Below are 17,777 nucleotides of genomic sequence, written 5' to 3'. Positions count from 1 at the left end.
TCCCGGCTCCTGTTGATTTCTCCATCAATCACCTTAATAATAAAATCATGTTACAAGAATTAGAAAACGATAATTTACAAGAAATTGTAAACAATAACGATATTGTGATGGTTCAGTATGCTGCTACCTGGTGTGGTAATTGCAAAATCATGAAACCAAAATTCAAGAAATTGTCTGGCGAAAATGAGCGTGTTCCTTTTATCATCGCTGATGCAGAAAAATTCCCTGAATCACGCAAATTGGCGAACGTCAATAACCTGCCTACATTTGCTGCATTTAAAAACGGTAAATTGGTGAATCAAGTACAAACAAATAAGTTGGACGTATTAGTAGAATTATTCAATGAAGCTGCCGGTAATTAAACATCTTACAGAATTCATCGAACAGAATGATGTCGACTATGTATTGGAGACCATCGAGACATTGGAAGCGCTTACTGAAGCTCCATTGAAAGATGAGGAACTCGACGTGATCGGTGAATTAATTTCTAACCTATACGGAGCAGTAGAGGTTGATAAATTGATAAAAGAAGGTAATTCGAAAAAAGATGCCTTAAATATGTTCATGAAACGTGTTTTAGGAGCAATTGACAAATAATTTTGCTTGATTAAACACCCTGAAGTGAAACTTTCTTTTCATATTTTTAGTTGCCCAAAAGCTAAATTGTTGACAAAATTTAGCAATGTGGAAAACTAATTGAAGGAATCTGACAGAACTAAATATTTTCTACATATATTTACTATGTTAAAGGTTGCCACTTGGAGCGAAGCGACAAAATAACTATTCTCTAAAAATTCGTTTCAGGAAAAAATATTTTAATTGTTAAACGGAAATTTCAACTTGGTTGGAATTTCCGTTTTTTGTTTTCAGCTGAATTTTAAGCTAACTCCTTTATTTTCGCGGGGTTTCACCTACTTTATGGCGAATAATATACATTAAAATTACAATGTACAACGATGCGGTTTTGGATGAAATCTTTATCTTTAAACATGCGAAAACCCTTTCTTTCTGTCATTATTCTATTGGCTAGTATGCTGTCAAAATCGACTGTACAAGCACAAAATCCGCAGTGGAATGCCGCCGAGATTAAGCTTAACCTAGAAAAACTGAATGTTTTAGGCTCTGTCCTGTACTTTGCAGCACATCCGGACGACGAAAATACCCGTCTGATCGCTTGGCTCGCCCAGGAGAAAAAATATAGAACGGGTTACTTATCCCTGACCCGTGGAGACGGGGGACAAAATCTTATCGGTACCGAACAAGGCATCGAACTGGGACTGATCCGTACGCAGGAACTTCTTGCCGCACGAAAGATCGACAAAGGGGAACAATTTTTTTCCTCAGCCTATGATTTTGGGTTTTCCAAAACGCCCGAAGAAACGTTTGCCTTTTGGGACAAACAACGGGTGCTCGCCGAGGCAGTATGGTTGATCCGCAAATTCAGACCTGATGTCATCATAACAAGGTTTCCCCCCGATGCCAGGGGCGGACATGGTCACCACCAGGCCTCAGCGATGTTGGCACACGAAGCTTTCAAAGCCGCAGCCGATCCCAAACAGTTTCCAGAGCAGCTTCAATATGTACAACCCTGGCAGGCGAAACGTCTCCTTTGGAATACATTTAATTTCGGGGGACAGGACAACACAAGCGAAGATCAGCTAAAGGTGGATATCGGAAACTATAATGCGCTGATAGGTGCTTCCTATGGTGAAATTGCTGCGCATAGCCGTTCTTCCCACAAAAGCCAAGGCTTCGGATCTGCCGCTCAACGTGGTTCATCCATCGAGTATTTTGAATATGTCGACGGTACTCCCGCAAAAGCTTCTCCACTGGAAGGAATAGATACTTCCTGGAAAAGAGTCCCAAATAGCGGAACAGTACAGTCACTGATCGCAAAAGTCAATCAGACCTATCAAATGGACAAGCCTGAATCGGCTTTGCCCGATCTGATCCAGCTCTATAAAGCCCTGGATCAGATCAATGATACGTACTGGAAAAATGAGAAGAAAAAAGAGGTAGAAAAATTAATCTTAGCCTGTGCTGGAATTTGGTTTGAAAGTATCGCAAAAAATCCAGATTATGCGGTAGGTGATCAGATCAATGTCGACAACGCCATTATTGCAAGACGTCCGGATGTTACCGTACAATTGGCAAAGCTAAATGGCAAAGAGATCCATAAAAACCTTGTCAACAACCTTCTTTTAAAAGATGCTACCACCATTAGTGCTACAAATTCAACACAGCCTTATTGGCTAAATGAACCTCACGCCAAAGGAAAATTTAATGTCAGTGACTTCAATCTCACCGGTTATCCCGAAAACCCCAATAATCCAAAAGTACGCTTTGAATTATTGATCAATGGCACTGCAATTGCATTTGACCAGAATATACAATATAAATATACCGACCCCGTTCGTGGCGAAATCTATAATCCAATAGCTGTTCTTCCACAGCTTACAGCAAGGAGTTCCAGCCCATTGGCTTTGACTCAAAATGCCCAATCTGTCAAAGTAAACCTGTTGTTCCAAAAAAATGGACAGGATCCGGCACAATCATTTAATGTAAAGACTATTGGAGCAAAAGGCTGGGAAATATCTCCCGCTTCATTTGACCTCCAGTTTGCCTCTGATGTCAGCACTCTCTCCAAAGAGATCACTATAAGCCCCTTAGATGCCACTGTTTCGTCCATTGATACACTGCTTTTTCAAGTCAATCAAAAGGATAGACTAAAAGAGATAAAAACAATAGCTTATAACCATATTCCGGAGATTGTATATTTCCCTGATGTTGCTATAAAAATGAGCAATATCAATCTAAACAATGAAGTTAAAAAAGTAGCCTATATCCATGGCGCAGGAGATCTGATTCCGGAATCGCTCAGTGCAATTGGCATCAAAGTGGATGTGTTAACAGGCGAACAGCTATTAAAAAGTGATCTCTCAGGCTATGATGCGGTCATCTTGGGCGTAAGGATCTTTAATGTCAATAAAGATATCGCACAGATTCAAAATAGACTATTGGATTATGTGAATAACGGCGGAACCGTGCTCGAGCAATACAACGTAAGCAATGGCTTAGTTTCGAAAAATTTTGGCCCCTATGCTTTTAGTCTTGGAAGGAGTCGGGTTACCGATGAACTTGCCGATGTTCATTTTGATGAAAAAGATCCGGTTTTCAATTATCCCAATAAAATTACAAAAGCAGACTTTGACAATTGGGTACAGGAGAGGGGATTGTATTTCGCTGAAAATATCGACAAGAGATACCGTACACCAATCGCCATACAGGACCCTGGTGAGCCTTTGCATAAGGGATCGTTATTGATTACGGACTACGGGAAAGGAAAATTTGTCTATACATCGCTATCTTTTTTTAGACAATTACCTGCTGGAATTCCTGGAGCTTACAGATTATTTGTAAATTTGTTATCAAAATCAAAATAAAATATCACAATGGAAAATCAGATTGACAACAACTGCACAACGATAGATGCTGGCAAAGCAAAAGGGATCATCCTTTTGGTCGCTGTAGTATTTGGTGCATTAATTGGCTTCACTGCAAATGAGACATTTTTAAGCATCATTGGCGGTGCGGTTATTGGATTGATTATCGCTGCGTTTTTTAACAGTGTTATCTATCCTCAAAAGCCTTCAGACAGATAAAATACAGGATGAATAGCTGGAAACGCTACTATTGGATGGTCGTTATCTGGCTATTTATATTTATCCTTTTTCTGTACTTTTTTACGAAACATTATTCATGAGTACAGCAGATTGGGCCGTTCTATTACTAACACTTTTGTCGATTGTCGCCTACGGCATCTATAAAAGTCGAGGGATCAAAAATATTGATGGTTATCTTTTGGGCAATCGTTCTTTGCCTTGGTACCATGTCGGGCTTTCGGTAATGGCCACTCAGGCGAGTGCCATTACTTTTTTGTCTGCTCCCGGATTAGCATACTCCTCAGGAATGAGTTTTGTACAGTTTTATTTCGGTCTCCCATTGGCCATGATTGTACTCTGTATTACCTTTATCCCAATATTTCACAGACTTAAAGTTTTCACTGCCTACGAATTTCTTGAGAAACGTTTCGATGTTAAGACCCGCGGGCTTACAGCACTGCTTTTTTTAATCCAACGGGGTATTTCCACTGGTATTACCATTTTTGCACCAGCGCTCATCATCTCAACGATTCTCCATATTGATCTGACTTTAACAACTCTGGTCATTGGGAGTTTTGTGGTTATCTACACCACCTATGGTGGTACAAAAGCGGTATCACATACACAATTGCTCCAGATGAGCATAATATTTGGTTCCCTGCTTATTGCGGGCATGCTTGTCATCCATCTTCTTCCGGCGGACATCGGTCTTTCGAAAGCACTGCATATCGCCGGCAAATCGGGCAAAACCAATGCCCTGGACTTCACATTTGACCTGAATAACAATTATACGTTGTGGACTGGGCTGATCGGAGGGTTTTTCCTCCAGCTTTCTTATTTTGGTACAGACCAGAGCCAGGTAGGCCGTTATCTCACCGGATCTTCCATAAAGGAAAGCAGAATGGGGCTAATTATGAACGGACTTCTAAAGATCCCGATGCAATTTGCCATCCTGCTGATCGGTATCCTGGTATTTACCTATTATCAATACCACCAGCCACCGATCTTCTTTAACCAGGTCGAAGTCCAGAAGTTGAAAGAAAGTCCATATGCGGCTTCCTACCAAGAGCTTGAACAAAAACACACCGAGCTATTCAAACAACGTGAATCTCTCGTCAATGGTCTCGGTACGGCACTGGATCAGGATGATCAGGAGAACATCGAGTCCTCCCGAACAGCATTGCATCAACTGAATGCCCAAATGCAACAAGTAAAAGACAGCACACTGACACTTATCAAGAAAAACAATCCTGCAGCTGAGACAAACGACAATAACTATGTTTTCCTTTCGTTTATAACTAAAGCTTTTCCGAAAGGTCTGATCGGTTTGCTGATCGCTGTTATTTTTCTGGCATCTATGGGCTCCACCGCTAGTGCCATAAACTCACTGGCTTCAACGACAACCATAGATATCTACAAACGTTTTATAAACCGCAACGCAACCGAAAAGCAGGATCTCCTCTGGTCTCGTATATTTACCTTAATTTGGGGTATTTTCACCGTGGTTATTGCACTATATGCCAACAAGCTGGGCAATCTTTTAGAGGCAGTGAATATCTTGGGGTCCTTATTCTATGGCACAATCCTAGGCATATTTATCGTTGCTTTCTATATGAAAAAAATTCAGGGAAAGGCTGTTTTCATCGCCGCGATCCTCTCTGAAATCTTTGTCGTTGGCATCTGGTACCTAGACAAAATTCCTTTTCTCTGGCTGAATCTCATTGGCTGTCTGGCCGTCATGATAATTGCATATTTTATACAGCTTTCGCTCAGAAATAATTCGGCTATACCAAATACAAGCAATACGCAATAGAACAACTTGGAAAAATTAAGTGACTTGCTCGCAAATAAGATACCTGATTACGAGGTTGTACTTAATTAGCAGAGGTCTTCTTAATCCCCGCCAATATTAAAAAAGTCCGGATTCATAGCGAACCCGGACTTTTCATTTTTATAGACTGAGATGCCAATATCTTATCTAGCATCATCTATCAAAATTCGTATTTTGACAGCTTATTAGTATTTCTTGTAAATATTGTAAAGTACGCTCTTATCATATATGGTCAGCTCGGGTGTTGTATCCCGTACAATAAATTTACGCTTAAATGCAACGATAGCTGCCTTTAGGTTGGATGTATCATACCCGATGATTTTAAGCGCGTCAATGGCATTAAAACTGTCAGGAGGAGCAACCAGTTGGCCCTCATCATACCAGATACCAAATCCTCTGCTCGCAAGCTTCTTCCAGGGGAAGAAAACGCTAGGATCATTCTTTCGTGCCGGAGCGATGTCTGCATGACCAATAAAATTATTGTCAGGTATCAGGTATCGTGATTTTAATGTATCTAAAACGGTCATCAACGAATTGATCTGAGCATCTGGGAAAGGTTCTCTACCATTATTGTCCAATTCAATCCCAATAGAACAAGAGTTCATGTCCACAATGGATCCCCACTTAGCCACACCGGCATGCCACGATCGTACATAATCATTCAACATCTGAATAATCTCACCATTTCGACCAATCACATAATGTGAACTGACCTTGGTGCGTGGGATCTGAAACGTTTTTATCGTCTGACCAACACTATCTTGTGCTGTATGGTGGATAATCACAAAATTTGGCTTGCGAACATCATAATGAATGGCTTCTGCTTGGCGCCAGTAAGGGTGAGTCCCTGTCTTTTGTAAGAAGATGACCTTTCTCTCCTGGGGTGTCAATAGATTGGTGTCGGGTTTGGCGACAACTTTTTCCTCCAGTACAACCGCAGGGGCAAAAGACGCCACCAATGGCTTGGCCACAGCAGCTTGTCCCTTGGACTTACAGCCAGCCAAAGACATAAAAACAGCAAGTATGATCCCAATTGACACTGGTCTAAACATTATTTTGGTAAACTATAAACTATTCCCATAGCCAATGACTGGCTCAATTGAACTCTTGAAATAACATCCGGATCATAGATCATAATCCCGTTTAGATTGACGTTGATTACCCGGGTTACTTTCGCTGTTATTGTGACATCAAGACGATGGGTTGGATCTGAAATTTTCTCGTAATCAGCAAACAGATTATAACGTGCTTTCACATTCAGTTTATCCGTAAAGTTCTTATCCAAGTTACCCGTAAGCTGGAATGCGAGCGCATTGGCAAAAGAGCGGTTTTCTTTTACACCAAATCGTTCCCCTGTTCCCACCGTAGGGTTTGCAGGATCTCTGTAATAACCATACTTCTCATAAAAAGCCTCTCCGGAACGAGGTTTTACACGCTCATCCAAAATAAACGTCTGCCGTGCAGTACCCGTACCAAAACGCAACGAAAACTCATTGCTCGGCTTATACTCAAGACCGAATGATTCTGTTAGATAGGCGGGCGCCATAAATGCATTTTCAATATAATCGATCGTGTCCTTGCCATTCACGGTTTTATACTTATAGCCCGCATCAAACTGTGACTCGAAGGTTACTGATGTAAACAGGGCCCAGTTTGCCGACAATTTATAAGACAACTTGTTATCCCAAAATATACGGTCATTATTCTTTTTAGCGATATTATTCGTATTCTTGATCTTACCGTACCGGAGGTCAACTTCAGTCACGAAATTAAAATTGTCACGGGTATAGTCCGATTTGTGATTGGCATTGAGACCAACAGCAATAGATCCAACACCGCCACCTTTCCAATTATCGTTAAAGGATGCCTGGTTTAGATTGATCCCAAATTTGGTCCAATGCTTCCAGTAATCAACCTCAAGATTGAGCTTGGGTACCACTGGACGAATGGTTTTGATATTTAAAGGTTGCTCTTTTTGGACAGAAATTACGGTATCTGGTTTTGCTCTAAGATCTTTCAGATCCTGCGCCTTTATGCTTGTAAAAGAAAGGCAAAGCAAAGCCATGCCGACAAAATTGAATAACTTCATTCTGAAAACGTCTATTTTTTGTTTACGGTACTAATTTATAATTAATTGTTGGAAAAGGATCAATAAAATATTGAGAAGGGTTTATTCGATAACGGGAATAGCAATCTTTGATGTAATTTGTTACTTCGTAATCGCTTGCCGCCAGAATGAAAAAATAGGAGGGTCTAAATATTCTCCTAAATCGCTCGGCCTCTTCAAAATTGAGCCCCGTGACCTTACTAATAAGTTCCTTCGTAAATTTATAATCAATTACATTTTCCTTATAATCGTTTTCTATGGTTTTAGTCAGTCTACGCGCTCTTTTAGCCTCCTTACTAAACAAGCTATAAATAGAGTTGATGCTCAGTCCCGCCCCAGTAGGCCCCACCGAAAATACATCACCATATCCGGCCAACCGGTAGGCTTTCTCATAATCTTCTTTGGCTTTTCTCAGAATTTCCTCAGGGTTCTTTCGTGCTGATACCTGCACCTCATCAATATAGATCGACTCCCGGATTAAATGAAACAATAATAATCCCTTATTGTCAACAGCAAGGGTATCTGAAAAATATTCCTTGCTCATTGCAACAATCTGATCACCTATCCGGGCAGAAAAGTCAAATTCACCTTTAATATTATTATAGAATACCTCTCCCGTCCTTAGATTGGCAAGTTTCACATTTCCGATACGTTGCTTGGTTTTTTTGTCAAATACGATCCCTTCAACTTTCTTTTCTTGACAAAAAAGTAGGGGGGTAATGCCTAGTATGGCTACAAACAGAAAAATATAGCGTATTAGTTTCACTTTCGTAAAACTACTATATCGCCATACAAAACTGAAATATTTAACATCTTTTAAAGCGTAACTATTTAGATATAACCAATAGCTGTCCTAGGGACAATGCTTCATCTGTAAGGCCATTTAATGATTTGATCTGTTCGACAGAGACATTATAGAGCTTACTAAGCGAATAAAGCGTTTCCTGCGCTTTCACCTCGTGAATACGCATCGCTAAAGGGCTTTTGATCTCCTCAGTCTTCACAGTAGCAGGAGGGGTCTCCTGAACATTCTGGACGATTTCTTCTTTTACAACCTCTTCACGCACGACTTTCTCCTTAGGAGTCTCTCTTCGGTCATATTGATCAAGATGATATCGTTCTATCATTTCTATCAATAGATCCGGATAGCGGGGGTTGGTTGCATATCCTGCAGCCTTCAGTCCCTTAGCCCAGCCCTTGTAATCATCCTTATCCAACTTAAACAATGCCGAATAACGGGGGCGTAGCAGAAACTCGGAGTGATCCCTAAACGATTGTTGAGGATTGTCATATACACGAAAGCAATCATTAATATTGTCGTCGGGACGGGTCACGGATTTACCTTTCCATACGCCGCCGCACTTAATACCAAAATGATTATTTGCTTCACGTGCGAGGTAGCTATTGCCGTTGCCAGACTCCAACAGAGCCTGAGCGAGCTTAATGCTGGCCGGAATACCATATTTGTTCATTTCTGCAATTGCTATATCTTTATATTGAGCAATGTAGTCATTTCCAGCAATGGTGGGTCGGCCTACGGAAGAAGATGAAGAAGTTTTTGAATTGGATCCGGACTTAGAGGACGATAAGGTGCCTCTCCGGCTTGAACATGATGTAATCAACATCATGAATACAATCATGCCATAAAAAAACTTCTTCATGCAATAATGTCGTGCTTATTTTTTTGTTGACGAGAATTTATTTTGCTTGGAATCGTTATCAAACATATCAAGATGATATAGTTTGATCGTTTTAAGTACTTTCGCTGTCCAGTCTCTACTCGTAGAGTATCCCGAACGAGCTATCGCCTTTACCCAAGCTTCATATTTTTCTCCTGGATGTTTTTCAAAAAGGCTTTGAGTAGTCTTCTTTCTTTTTACTATTCCTACAAAGTCATCATATGAGTCTAATACAGACCTATAACCTTTGTAAGCTGACCGAATAACGGTACTTCTGTTCTTTCCTTTGACACCAAAATGGTTATTCAAATTCTTTGCTATCCTGCTACCACCATTTCCGCTTTCATGCATAGCGATGGCTAAGATAACCGATGCTGGAACTCCGTGTTCCTCCATCATTTCTTTTGCTATTGGACTGTACTTATCGACATATGCCGCACTTTGAGCTGAAACTTTTGAAATTCCAAAAGTTGCCAAAGCCAGTACCAGTACAAAGCTTTTTAATTGTTTTAAATTCATGAAGAATGTTTTAGTTCTCAAATTACTTCTTGCGCAATGCAAAAAGTCCGTCTCGAATCGGTAATATTACCTTTTCTACGCGCTTGTCCTGAGCTAAACGTGCATTCAAATCAATGATCTGCTTTGTTTGGTTGTCTGGTTTTGAATCTAACACCTTACCTTTCCATAAGACATTGTCAATCAAAATAAGTCCCCCAGACGGAACTTGATTTATTATCGTTTCGAAATAATATAAATTTCTCTTTTTATCAGCGTCAATAAATACCAGATCAAATGTTTCATTCAATGTGGGTATAATCTCCGCTGCATCGCCAATATGATATCTGATTTTATCTGCGAATTCAGACGTATCAAAATAACCTTGGACTCTTTCCTGTTGCTCTTCATTGATATCAATGGTATGTAAAACCCCATCTTGCTGAAGACCCTCTGCGAGACATAATGTTGCATATCCCGTAAAAGTTCCGATCTCCAAAATACGTTTTGGAGCAACCAATTTACTCAATAAAGAAAGAACTCTTCCCTGGTAATGACCAGATAACATATGGGGCATTGTTTCCTTCAAATATGTCTCCCGATTTACCCTTTTCAGTAACGAATTTTCATCGTCTGTAGTATGTTCCAAATAGGACTCCAAATCGTCGGCAACAATTTCCATAACCACAAAGGTACCAAAAAACATTTTTATGATAAAAATATTTTTTTATAAACAACTGAAAAACAGATCGATATAATTATCGGTTTGTAAAGGAATTTTTTAGTGACTTGCCTTAAAAGCCCAAAAACGCAATATCCTCTTTTTTTGATTTTTGTATTTATTTCCAAATTTCATCAAAAAATAAGCCCTCGAGAAGACGTGCTTTTCGAGGGCTTATTTTTATTATTTATCGATAAAAATATTAAGCAAGATCCGCTGTGATCAAACGTAAAAATTCTGATCGTGTCACATCATTTTGAAATGCTCCAGTAAATGCCGAGGTTGTTGTAACAGAATTCTGCTTTTGTACACCACGCATGGCCATACACATGTGTTTGCACTCCATTACAACAGCAACTCCACGTGCGCCTAGTGTTTCCTGGATACAGTCTCTGATTTCGTTGGTCAGACGCTCTTGTACTTGCAGACGGCGTGCAAAGATATCTACAACACGAGGAATTTTACTCAAACCTACAATATGTCCGTTTGGAATATAAGCGATATGTGCCTTTCCAAAAAATGGTAACATGTGATGCTCACACAAAGAGTATACTTCGATATCCTTTACGACCACCATCTGGCTATAATCTTCCTCAAACATGGCACCTCTCAGCACTTCAGCAGCATCGATATCATATCCATGTGTCAAAAACTGCAAGGCTTTAGCGACACGCTCAGGAGTCTTTACCAGACCTTCACGCTTAGGATCCTCTCCCAAGCATTCCAATATATCTGTATAATGAGAAGCGATGCGATCTACTTTTTCAGTATTGTATTTGTCGATCTTAATATATCCATCCAACTCTTCGTTGTCAAATGAGTGTTGACTCATAGTTTCTACTATTTAAATGTATTAAAGATTAATCGCCAAAATATTCGACGTAGTTATTTTCGGTTTCGTGCAAACGAACACTATGTAGTGCCACTCTTTGTTCTTCAAACAGTGGTTTCAGGATCTTGAATATTTCAATAGCAATATTTTCTGTAGAAGCCATGACACCCTTCATAAAATCAACATCCAGGTTGAAATTACGATGATCCACTTTATCAATGATGCTGCGATTGATAATTTCCTTCATGATCTTTAAATCAATCAAAAAACCAGTTTCGGGATTTACCTCCCCCTTGACTGTGACAAAAAGGTCATAATTGTGCCCATGCCAATTTGGATTAGAACAGAGTCCAAACACTTGTTCGTTTTGTTCATTGCTCCAATCTTCACGATACAGCTTATGTGCTGCACAAAAACGTTCACGACGAGTTATAAATATCATAATAATACAAAGATACGGCTTTAGGCCCAATTTTAACATTTCTATTTTAGGAATGCCGTCAGAATATGGTAATATAATTAACAAGTAAAGATCAGCTGTCAATTTTTATTTTAATGTACTAAAGACATCCGCTATAATTCGTAATTTTCGCATACTATTTAAAAGAAGTCTATCATGAAGATATTAATCGTAGCCGCTACGCAATTTGAAATTCAACCTTTTCTTGAGGTTGCCTCCAACTACCCCAATTGTGATACGGTAATCACAGGTGTGGGGATGGTTGCAACAGCATTTGAATTAGGACGGATACTACATGAAAACGAATATGATCTCCTTATAAATATAGGTATAGCAGGATGCTTTGACCGCAACCTGAAAATAGGAGAGGTCGTGCAGGTCACCTCAGAATCGTTTGTAGAATTGGGTGCAGAAGATGATCAGCAATTTATTCCGATCGAACAATTGGGTTACGGAAGATCCAGATTCGAATCGTCTTTGCTTCATGGTGAAAATGTAATGCTCCCCTTTTTGTCCCAAGGACATGGCATTACAGTAAATAAGGTACATGGAAATGCCGATAGTATCGCAAAAGTGCAACAGCTCAACCCCAACAGTTGTATCGAGAGCATGGAAGGTGCGGCTGTTTTCTTTGCTGCGGACAAAATGGATCTTCCAGTGATCGAGCTCCGTGGGATCTCTAATTATGTGGAAAAAAGAAACCGTGCCACGTGGAACATTCAGCTGGCAATAATGAATAGTAATAAGGCACTTATACAAACATTGGATTTCTTGCCGGACTTATTTTCCAAAATTTAATACAAAAGTCATTTACTTATTAAAAAATGACATAAAACTATACAATTAGGCTAGTCAAATCTTCAAAATATCAATTTTAAATAGTAGATTTGTAATCTAAAAATTGACACTATTTTACAACTGATGAGAGAAATACAATTCAGAGAAGCACTTCGTGAAGCAATGAACGAAGAAATGCGTAAAGACGACAAAATATTTTTATTAGGTGAAGAAGTTGCAGAGTATAACGGTGCTTATAAAGTAAGCCAAGGTATGCTTGATGAATTCGGTGCAAAACGTATCATTGATACACCTATTGCTGAACTTGGTTTTGCTGGTATCGCTGTTGGTGCAGCAATGAACGGTCTAAAACCAATCGTTGAATTCATGACGTTCAACTTTTCACTTGTTGCGATTGACCAAGTTATCAATGCCGCTGCAAAAATCCACTCCATGAGTGGTGGACAATTTTCTATCCCAATGGTCTTCCGTGGCCCGACAGGAAATGCAGGTCAGCTAGCAGCACAACACTCTCAAAACTTTGAAAACTGGTTTGCAAATACACCAGGTTTAAAAGTGGTTGTTCCTTCAAACCCTTACGAAGCTAAAGGTTTATTGAAATCTTCTATTATTGATCCAGATCCAGTTATTTTCATGGAATCTGAGGTCATGTACGGTGATAAAGGCGAAGTTCCTGAAGAAGAGTACTACTTGGAAATCGGAAAAGCAAATATTATCCAAGAAGGTACTGATGTTACTGTTGTTTCTTTCGGTAAAATGCTTCCTCGTGTTGTAATTCCTGCAGTTGAAGAATTGAAAAAAGAAGGTATCAGTGTAGAATTGATCGATTTGCGTTCTGTACGTCCTATTGACTACCCAACACTTATTGAATCTGTAAAGAAAACAAACCGTCTTGTTATCGTAGAAGAAGCATGGCCTTTGGCATCAATCTCTACAGATTTAGCATTTAATGTACAACGCAATGCATTTGACTATTTGGACGCTCCTGTAATTCGTGTGAATTGTGCTGACGTACCTCTTCCTTATGCTCCGACATTGATTGAAGCTGCTTTACCTAATGTAGAAAAAGTAGTTAAAGCTGTAAAAGAAGTATCTTACATCAAAAAATAATTGGATTCTTTTTTGAATCAAATAAAAATCCCTTTTACTGATTGTAAAAGGGATTTTTTTATATATTTATCTGTCCTGTTATTATTAACAAAAATTCCAATAGATGAAAACACTAAAAACAATAGCTTTGACGGCTGTATTCGCATTTGTAGTCCTATCTGTATCAGCCCAAAAGAAATATACCCTACGGGTGAATCCCGAAGAGGGAAAGAAAATAGCGCAAAATGTCATCATGGCAATGGATATCGAAACTGGCGAACAGAAGATTGTGACAGACTTAACAATGGGCTTTGATATTACAAATACAGCCAAGAAAGACAATTCCTTTCTATTTGAGCTTAAATACACTGGTATCAATATGAAAATGAGCGGAGAAGCCATGGAAATGACCTATGACTCCAAAAATCCGGAAGCAAATGAATTTTCAAAACAGATGCATGCAACAGTAGGCAAGCTAGTAGATAGTAAGATCAGCTTTTCAATAGATCAATTGGGGAAATCTTCTGATATAAAATTGCCGGAAGGCGTCAACCTTCCTTTTGATCGCAGTATGTTTGAAAATATTAGCACCGTATTGCCTGAACATGCCATTGGTATTGGAGAATCATGGAGTTCAAAATCAGAATCGGAAGAATCGGGTCTACTGGTCGAAAACAAAATGACCCTCGCCGAAGTAAATGAACAGGGTTATAAGGTAAATGTGGAAGGAAAAATGTTTGGATCGGAAGCAAAACAGGTCGGTAGTATCCAAGGGTTCTATGTATTGGATAAAAAGACTTGTCTGACTAAAATAACAGAGATGACAAGTGATGTCGATATGCCTGAAGCAAAAATCAAAACAGTTATAAAATGCCAATAGATGGCAACAAAAAAAGGGGCTTAATTTTAAAATTAAGCCCCTTTTTTTGTTATCACAACGATATTAAGCGTTGATTTCTTCTTTGTATTGATCTGCAGATAATAATGCGTCTACGTCTGCTACATTATTCAATTTAATACGAACAATCCAGCCCTCACCATATGGATCAGAATTCACCAATTCAGGAGAAGCATCAATTGCATCATTAACTGATAAAATTGTAGCTGCTACAGGCAAAAACAAATCAGAAACTGTTTTTACAGCTTCGATTGTACCGAAAACTTCATTTGCGGCAACTTCTTCACCTACAGTGTTAATGTCAACAAAAACGATGTCACCCAATTCACGTTGAGCGAAATCGGTAATCCCTACAACTGCTTCATCACCTTCAACACGAATCCATTCGTGATCTTTGGTGTATTTCAATTCTGCTGGAAAATTCATTGTATCTAATTTTTTGATTTTTAATGCCGTGAAGTTACAAAATATCTTCAATTGTCAAAAATGATATTCATTATAAGATTTTTGTGTTTATTTTTAGATTATGAATCCTCAAATCGAAAAACTTTACCAGATCGCGCTAAAAAAAGAGCGTTTTATTATTGGTTTAATGTCCGGAACATCTTTAGACGGTCTTGATATCGCATTGTGCCGTATTGAAAACGCCGGAAAGACGACCAAAATCAGTTTAGAAAAGTTTATCACAATGGATTACGAGGATATATTCAGAACGAAAGTCCGTGAAATATTCGCAAAAAGAACCATCGACCAGCAGTTATTTTCGGGCCTCAACGCATATGTTGGGATCACCCATGCGAACCTGATCAACCAGGCACTTGAAAGCTGGAATATTTCAGCTACCGAAATAGACTGCATCGCTAGTCATGGACAGACGGTATACCACGCCCCACAATCGTTGACAAAGGACCTTGGTTGGCCAAATAGCACACTACAAATTGGTGATGGGGATCATATTGCTATACATACCGGCATAATTACACTGTCAGATTTTAGACAAAAACACATTGCTGCAGGAGGAGAAGGGGCACCATTAGCAGCCTATGGAGACTACCTTCTTTTTTCCCATCCCACCGAAAACCGATTTTTACTGAATATAGGCGGCATTTCAAATTTCACCTTTATTCCGAGTCATCAAAGCAAACTGGAAGCCTATGCGACAGATTTAGGACCAGGAAACACAATGATGAACCAGTATATGAAAGCCCATTTTGACCAAGAGATGGACAGAGACGCCATGATTGCAAAAATGGGGACAGTTAATGGACCATTATTGGAGCAGCTCCTGGCGGAAGAATTCCTAACTTTGGAGTTCCCGAAAACAACAGGTCCGGAATTATTCAATCTTGATTACCTGAAAGAGGCTCAAAAACGTTCAGAGACGTTAGATCTCTCAGCAGAAGATATCATGGCAACACTCAATCGCTTTTCGGCCCAAGCGATGATCAACGGCATACGTCGGCAAGCCCTTGGCTTAGCGAATTTCTCAGTATATATCAGTGGTGGGGGATTGCATAATCCGCTACTTTTTGGATACATCAAAGCAAATCTGCCGGACATCAAAGTAGAGAGCTTCGCCACATTAGGGGTTGATCCCGATGCGAAGGAAGCTGTATTATTCGCCTTGCTAGCCAATGAGACCCTCACTGGAAATAAATCCAATGTCGAACATATAAAAGATTCTCCGGCGGTCTGTATGGGCAAAATTAGCCTACCAGAGTAGACTATTCGCTGTCGATCGCCTCTTGTAAAAATTCCTTGAAGGGTAACATCTTTTTATAAGAGGCGATAATATTATCCAATGCGTTTTTGTTTGACAGATCTTTGATCGTCAGGGGTTGATCCAGAACAAAGCTTTTTAACTTGATAAAATCAATATAGGGATTATCTTCGCCATAACCGGCAGGAGCACGTTTTAACAGATCCTCTTTGAAAAGATTTATTTTCCCCTCATCTAACAATCCATTCAGAGTCTTAGCCAATTGTTCGCCACTGTAGTCTATCTCCTGTCTTATCGCTTCCAGGTGTGGCTTCTCTGGTCTCCAATAGCCACAGGCAATAAATGAATTTTCAGCACCAATATGAATATAATATTCAGGGCCACGCAATTTTCTTCCATCAACAGATATTCCGGCTCCAAACCAGGTCTTATAGGGCGTCTTGTCATTTGAAAAACGGGTATCTCTATAGATACGGAACAGACATTTATTGGCTTGTATGGAGGTATTTATTTTAGGATCAAATTCACTCAGCGCGGCTATCAAATCCGTTAGAAAACTCCGTACATCAGCCAATGCAGACTCGTATTTCTCCCGGTTATCTGCAAACCATTCTCTTGTATTATTTTCCTTTAATTCTGTCAAAAAATCAAAGGTAGATTTCTGAATGTGACTCATAATTCTTTTAACTGATTAAAATTAAGAAAACATAAACTATCGGTGCTGCCAATAATAAGCCGTCAAAACGGTCCAGGAAACCTCCGTGCCCCGGTAAGATACTGCCTGAATCCTTGACGTGCAAGCTTCGCTTTAACATCGATTCGACCAGATCGCCCAATGTTCCAACAATGCTGATGATCATAGCAACGATAATCCATTGCCACAATGGCAAACTTCCAAAATATTTTTCAAGATTTACAGCTACGACAATAGCTAAAATAAAACCACCGAAAAATCCCTCCCATGTCTTTTTCGGAGAGATCCGCTCAAACAATTTATGTTTACCAAAGCTCCGACCTGCAAGATATGCTCCAGTATCGTTGGTCCAGAGCAATATTAAAAACCCGAGGGGAATATAATGATTATATACACCATTGATAAATCCTAGTTTCGCAAAAAGAAAGAAAGGAAATGTGACATAACAGATCCCCAAAAAAGTATAGGCTATATCATTAAAGGGAAAACTTCGTTTTTGAAAAAGTGAAATAATATAGGTCAAACCGACCAATGGCGTAACGAGCCATAGAAATTTAGTTTCCAACAGGTTCATAGCTACCATAGACCCCACAGCAAATCCGGTCACCGCTAAAATGATCCCTAAGACCTTATTAGGCGCACGTTCTTCGGATGACACAATACCGTAAAATTCGTACAAACACCATGCACTCAACAGTGTAAAAAAGATGCTGTATAAGTATGGTCCAAATAAGGTGGAGGCCACCATGACAGCTACAAAAATAGCACCGGTTATCGCTCTTGTCTTCATT

The 17,777-nt window shown here is 39.5% G+C and carries 20 protein-coding genes; 9 read left to right on the top strand and 11 right to left on the bottom strand.

Annotated elements, in window-relative coordinates; all coding sequences use genetic code 11:
* Nucleotides 1-47: 47 nt before the first annotated feature.
* The 5 genes from DFQ12_RS22575 to DFQ12_RS22555 all read left to right on the top strand — a co-directional run bounded on the left by DFQ12_RS22575 (nucleotide 48) and on the right by DFQ12_RS22555 (nucleotide 5,475).
* Nucleotides 48-362 carry a thioredoxin family protein gene (locus DFQ12_RS22575; RefSeq protein WP_120261325.1) on the top strand — a complete coding sequence of 105 codons (315 nt, stop codon included), beginning with the start codon at nucleotides 48-50 and terminating at the stop codon, nucleotides 360-362.
* The gene (locus tag DFQ12_RS22570) at nucleotides 343-597 is read left to right on the top strand and encodes a DUF6952 family protein (RefSeq protein ID WP_077436919.1); all 255 of its coding nucleotides are present in this window, start codon (nucleotides 343-345) and stop codon (nucleotides 595-597) included. The genes DFQ12_RS22575 and DFQ12_RS22570 overlap by 20 nt, the downstream gene beginning before the upstream one ends.
* A 392-nt stretch (nucleotides 598-989) precedes the next feature.
* Nucleotides 990-3,443 (top strand): PIG-L family deacetylase, encoded by a 2,454-nt coding sequence (locus DFQ12_RS22565; protein WP_120261324.1) that lies wholly within the window; start codon nucleotides 990-992, stop codon nucleotides 3,441-3,443.
* 9 nt (nucleotides 3,444-3,452) lie between these two features.
* On the top strand, nucleotides 3,453-3,662 hold the full coding sequence (locus DFQ12_RS22560; RefSeq protein WP_104384789.1) for a hypothetical protein: 210 nt from the start codon (nucleotides 3,453-3,455) through the stop codon (nucleotides 3,660-3,662).
* 97 nt (nucleotides 3,663-3,759) lie between these two features.
* Entirely contained in the window at nucleotides 3,760-5,475 is a 1,716-nt protein-coding gene (locus tag DFQ12_RS22555) for a sodium:solute symporter family protein (RefSeq protein WP_120261323.1), read from the top strand.
* A gap of 203 nt (nucleotides 5,476-5,678) precedes the next feature.
* On the opposite strand, the gene DFQ12_RS22550 is transcribed toward DFQ12_RS22555, so the two are convergent.
* The 8 genes from DFQ12_RS22550 to DFQ12_RS22515 all read right to left on the bottom strand — a co-directional run bounded on the left by DFQ12_RS22550 (nucleotide 5,679) and on the right by DFQ12_RS22515 (nucleotide 11,769).
* Entirely contained in the window at nucleotides 5,679-6,545 is an 867-nt protein-coding gene (locus DFQ12_RS22550; protein ID WP_120261322.1) for an N-acetylmuramoyl-L-alanine amidase, read from the bottom strand.
* On the bottom strand, nucleotides 6,545-7,582 hold the full coding sequence (locus DFQ12_RS22545) for a DUF3078 domain-containing protein (RefSeq protein WP_120261321.1): 1,038 nt from the start codon (nucleotides 7,580-7,582) through the stop codon (nucleotides 6,545-6,547). Before DFQ12_RS22545 ends, DFQ12_RS22550 begins: the two co-directional genes overlap by 1 nt.
* A 22-nt stretch (nucleotides 7,583-7,604) precedes the next feature.
* Nucleotides 7,605-8,366: a hypothetical protein gene (locus tag DFQ12_RS22540; RefSeq protein ID WP_120261320.1), complete on the bottom strand. Its 762-nt coding sequence runs from the start codon at nucleotides 8,364-8,366 to the stop codon at nucleotides 7,605-7,607.
* 61 nt (nucleotides 8,367-8,427) lie between these two features.
* Nucleotides 8,428-9,261 carry a glucosaminidase domain-containing protein gene (locus tag DFQ12_RS22535; protein WP_120261319.1) on the bottom strand — a complete coding sequence of 278 codons (834 nt, stop codon included), beginning with the start codon at nucleotides 9,259-9,261 and terminating at the stop codon, nucleotides 8,428-8,430.
* Nucleotides 9,262-9,276: 15 nt separating this feature from the next.
* Nucleotides 9,277-9,798 (bottom strand): glucosaminidase domain-containing protein, encoded by a 522-nt coding sequence (locus DFQ12_RS22530; RefSeq protein ID WP_120261318.1) that lies wholly within the window; start codon nucleotides 9,796-9,798, stop codon nucleotides 9,277-9,279.
* 22 nt (nucleotides 9,799-9,820) lie between these two features.
* Nucleotides 9,821-10,456, bottom strand: a complete 636-nt coding sequence (locus tag DFQ12_RS22525) for an O-methyltransferase (RefSeq protein ID WP_120261367.1) — start codon at nucleotides 10,454-10,456, stop codon at nucleotides 9,821-9,823.
* Between the two features lie 241 nt (nucleotides 10,457-10,697).
* Complete coding sequence (gene folE, locus DFQ12_RS22520; protein WP_104384782.1) at nucleotides 10,698-11,327, bottom strand: GTP cyclohydrolase I FolE; 630 nt, start codon at nucleotides 11,325-11,327, stop codon at nucleotides 10,698-10,700.
* Nucleotides 11,328-11,355: 28 nt separating this feature from the next.
* Nucleotides 11,356-11,769, bottom strand: coding sequence for a 6-pyruvoyl trahydropterin synthase family protein (locus tag DFQ12_RS22515; protein WP_120261317.1), 414 nt, complete (start codon nucleotides 11,767-11,769; stop codon nucleotides 11,356-11,358).
* Between the two features lie 174 nt (nucleotides 11,770-11,943).
* Here DFQ12_RS22515 and mqnB point away from each other — a divergent pair, with 174 nt between their 5' ends.
* From mqnB to DFQ12_RS22500, 3 genes are all read left to right on the top strand, one after another.
* Nucleotides 11,944-12,585, top strand: a complete 642-nt coding sequence (gene mqnB, locus DFQ12_RS22510; RefSeq protein WP_120261316.1) for a futalosine hydrolase — start codon at nucleotides 11,944-11,946, stop codon at nucleotides 12,583-12,585.
* A gap of 123 nt (nucleotides 12,586-12,708) precedes the next feature.
* A complete protein-coding gene (locus DFQ12_RS22505) occupies nucleotides 12,709-13,695 on the top strand; it encodes a pyruvate dehydrogenase complex E1 component subunit beta (RefSeq protein ID WP_120261315.1) in 987 nt (328 codons plus the stop codon).
* 103 nt (nucleotides 13,696-13,798) lie between these two features.
* Entirely contained in the window at nucleotides 13,799-14,554 is a 756-nt protein-coding gene (locus DFQ12_RS22500) for a DUF6263 family protein (protein WP_120261314.1), read from the top strand.
* Nucleotides 14,555-14,617: 63 nt separating this feature from the next.
* On the opposite strand, the gene gcvH is transcribed toward DFQ12_RS22500, so the two are convergent.
* On the bottom strand, nucleotides 14,618-14,998 hold the full coding sequence (gene gcvH, locus DFQ12_RS22495; RefSeq protein ID WP_120261313.1) for a glycine cleavage system protein GcvH: 381 nt from the start codon (nucleotides 14,996-14,998) through the stop codon (nucleotides 14,618-14,620).
* A 100-nt stretch (nucleotides 14,999-15,098) separates the two neighbouring features.
* Here gcvH and DFQ12_RS22490 point away from each other — a divergent pair, with 100 nt between their 5' ends.
* Entirely contained in the window at nucleotides 15,099-16,295 is a 1,197-nt protein-coding gene (locus tag DFQ12_RS22490) for an anhydro-N-acetylmuramic acid kinase (protein WP_120261312.1), read from the top strand.
* A 1-nt stretch (nucleotide 16,296) separates the two neighbouring features.
* On the opposite strand, the gene DFQ12_RS22485 is transcribed toward DFQ12_RS22490, so the two are convergent.
* Both DFQ12_RS22485 and DFQ12_RS22480 read right to left on the bottom strand, forming a co-directional pair.
* Entirely contained in the window at nucleotides 16,297-16,968 is a 672-nt protein-coding gene (locus tag DFQ12_RS22485) for a DUF2461 domain-containing protein (protein WP_120261311.1), read from the bottom strand.
* Between the two features lie 7 nt (nucleotides 16,969-16,975).
* Nucleotides 16,976-17,776 carry a phosphatidate cytidylyltransferase gene (locus DFQ12_RS22480; protein WP_120261310.1) on the bottom strand — a complete coding sequence of 267 codons (801 nt, stop codon included), beginning with the start codon at nucleotides 17,774-17,776 and terminating at the stop codon, nucleotides 16,976-16,978.
* Nucleotide 17,777: the final 1 nt, after the last annotated feature.

It is taken from the genome of Sphingobacterium detergens, from assembly GCF_003610355.1.
Lineage (GTDB): Bacteria > Bacteroidota > Bacteroidia > Sphingobacteriales > Sphingobacteriaceae > Sphingobacterium > Sphingobacterium detergens.
This window is presented reverse-complemented; position numbering and strand designations above follow the sequence as displayed.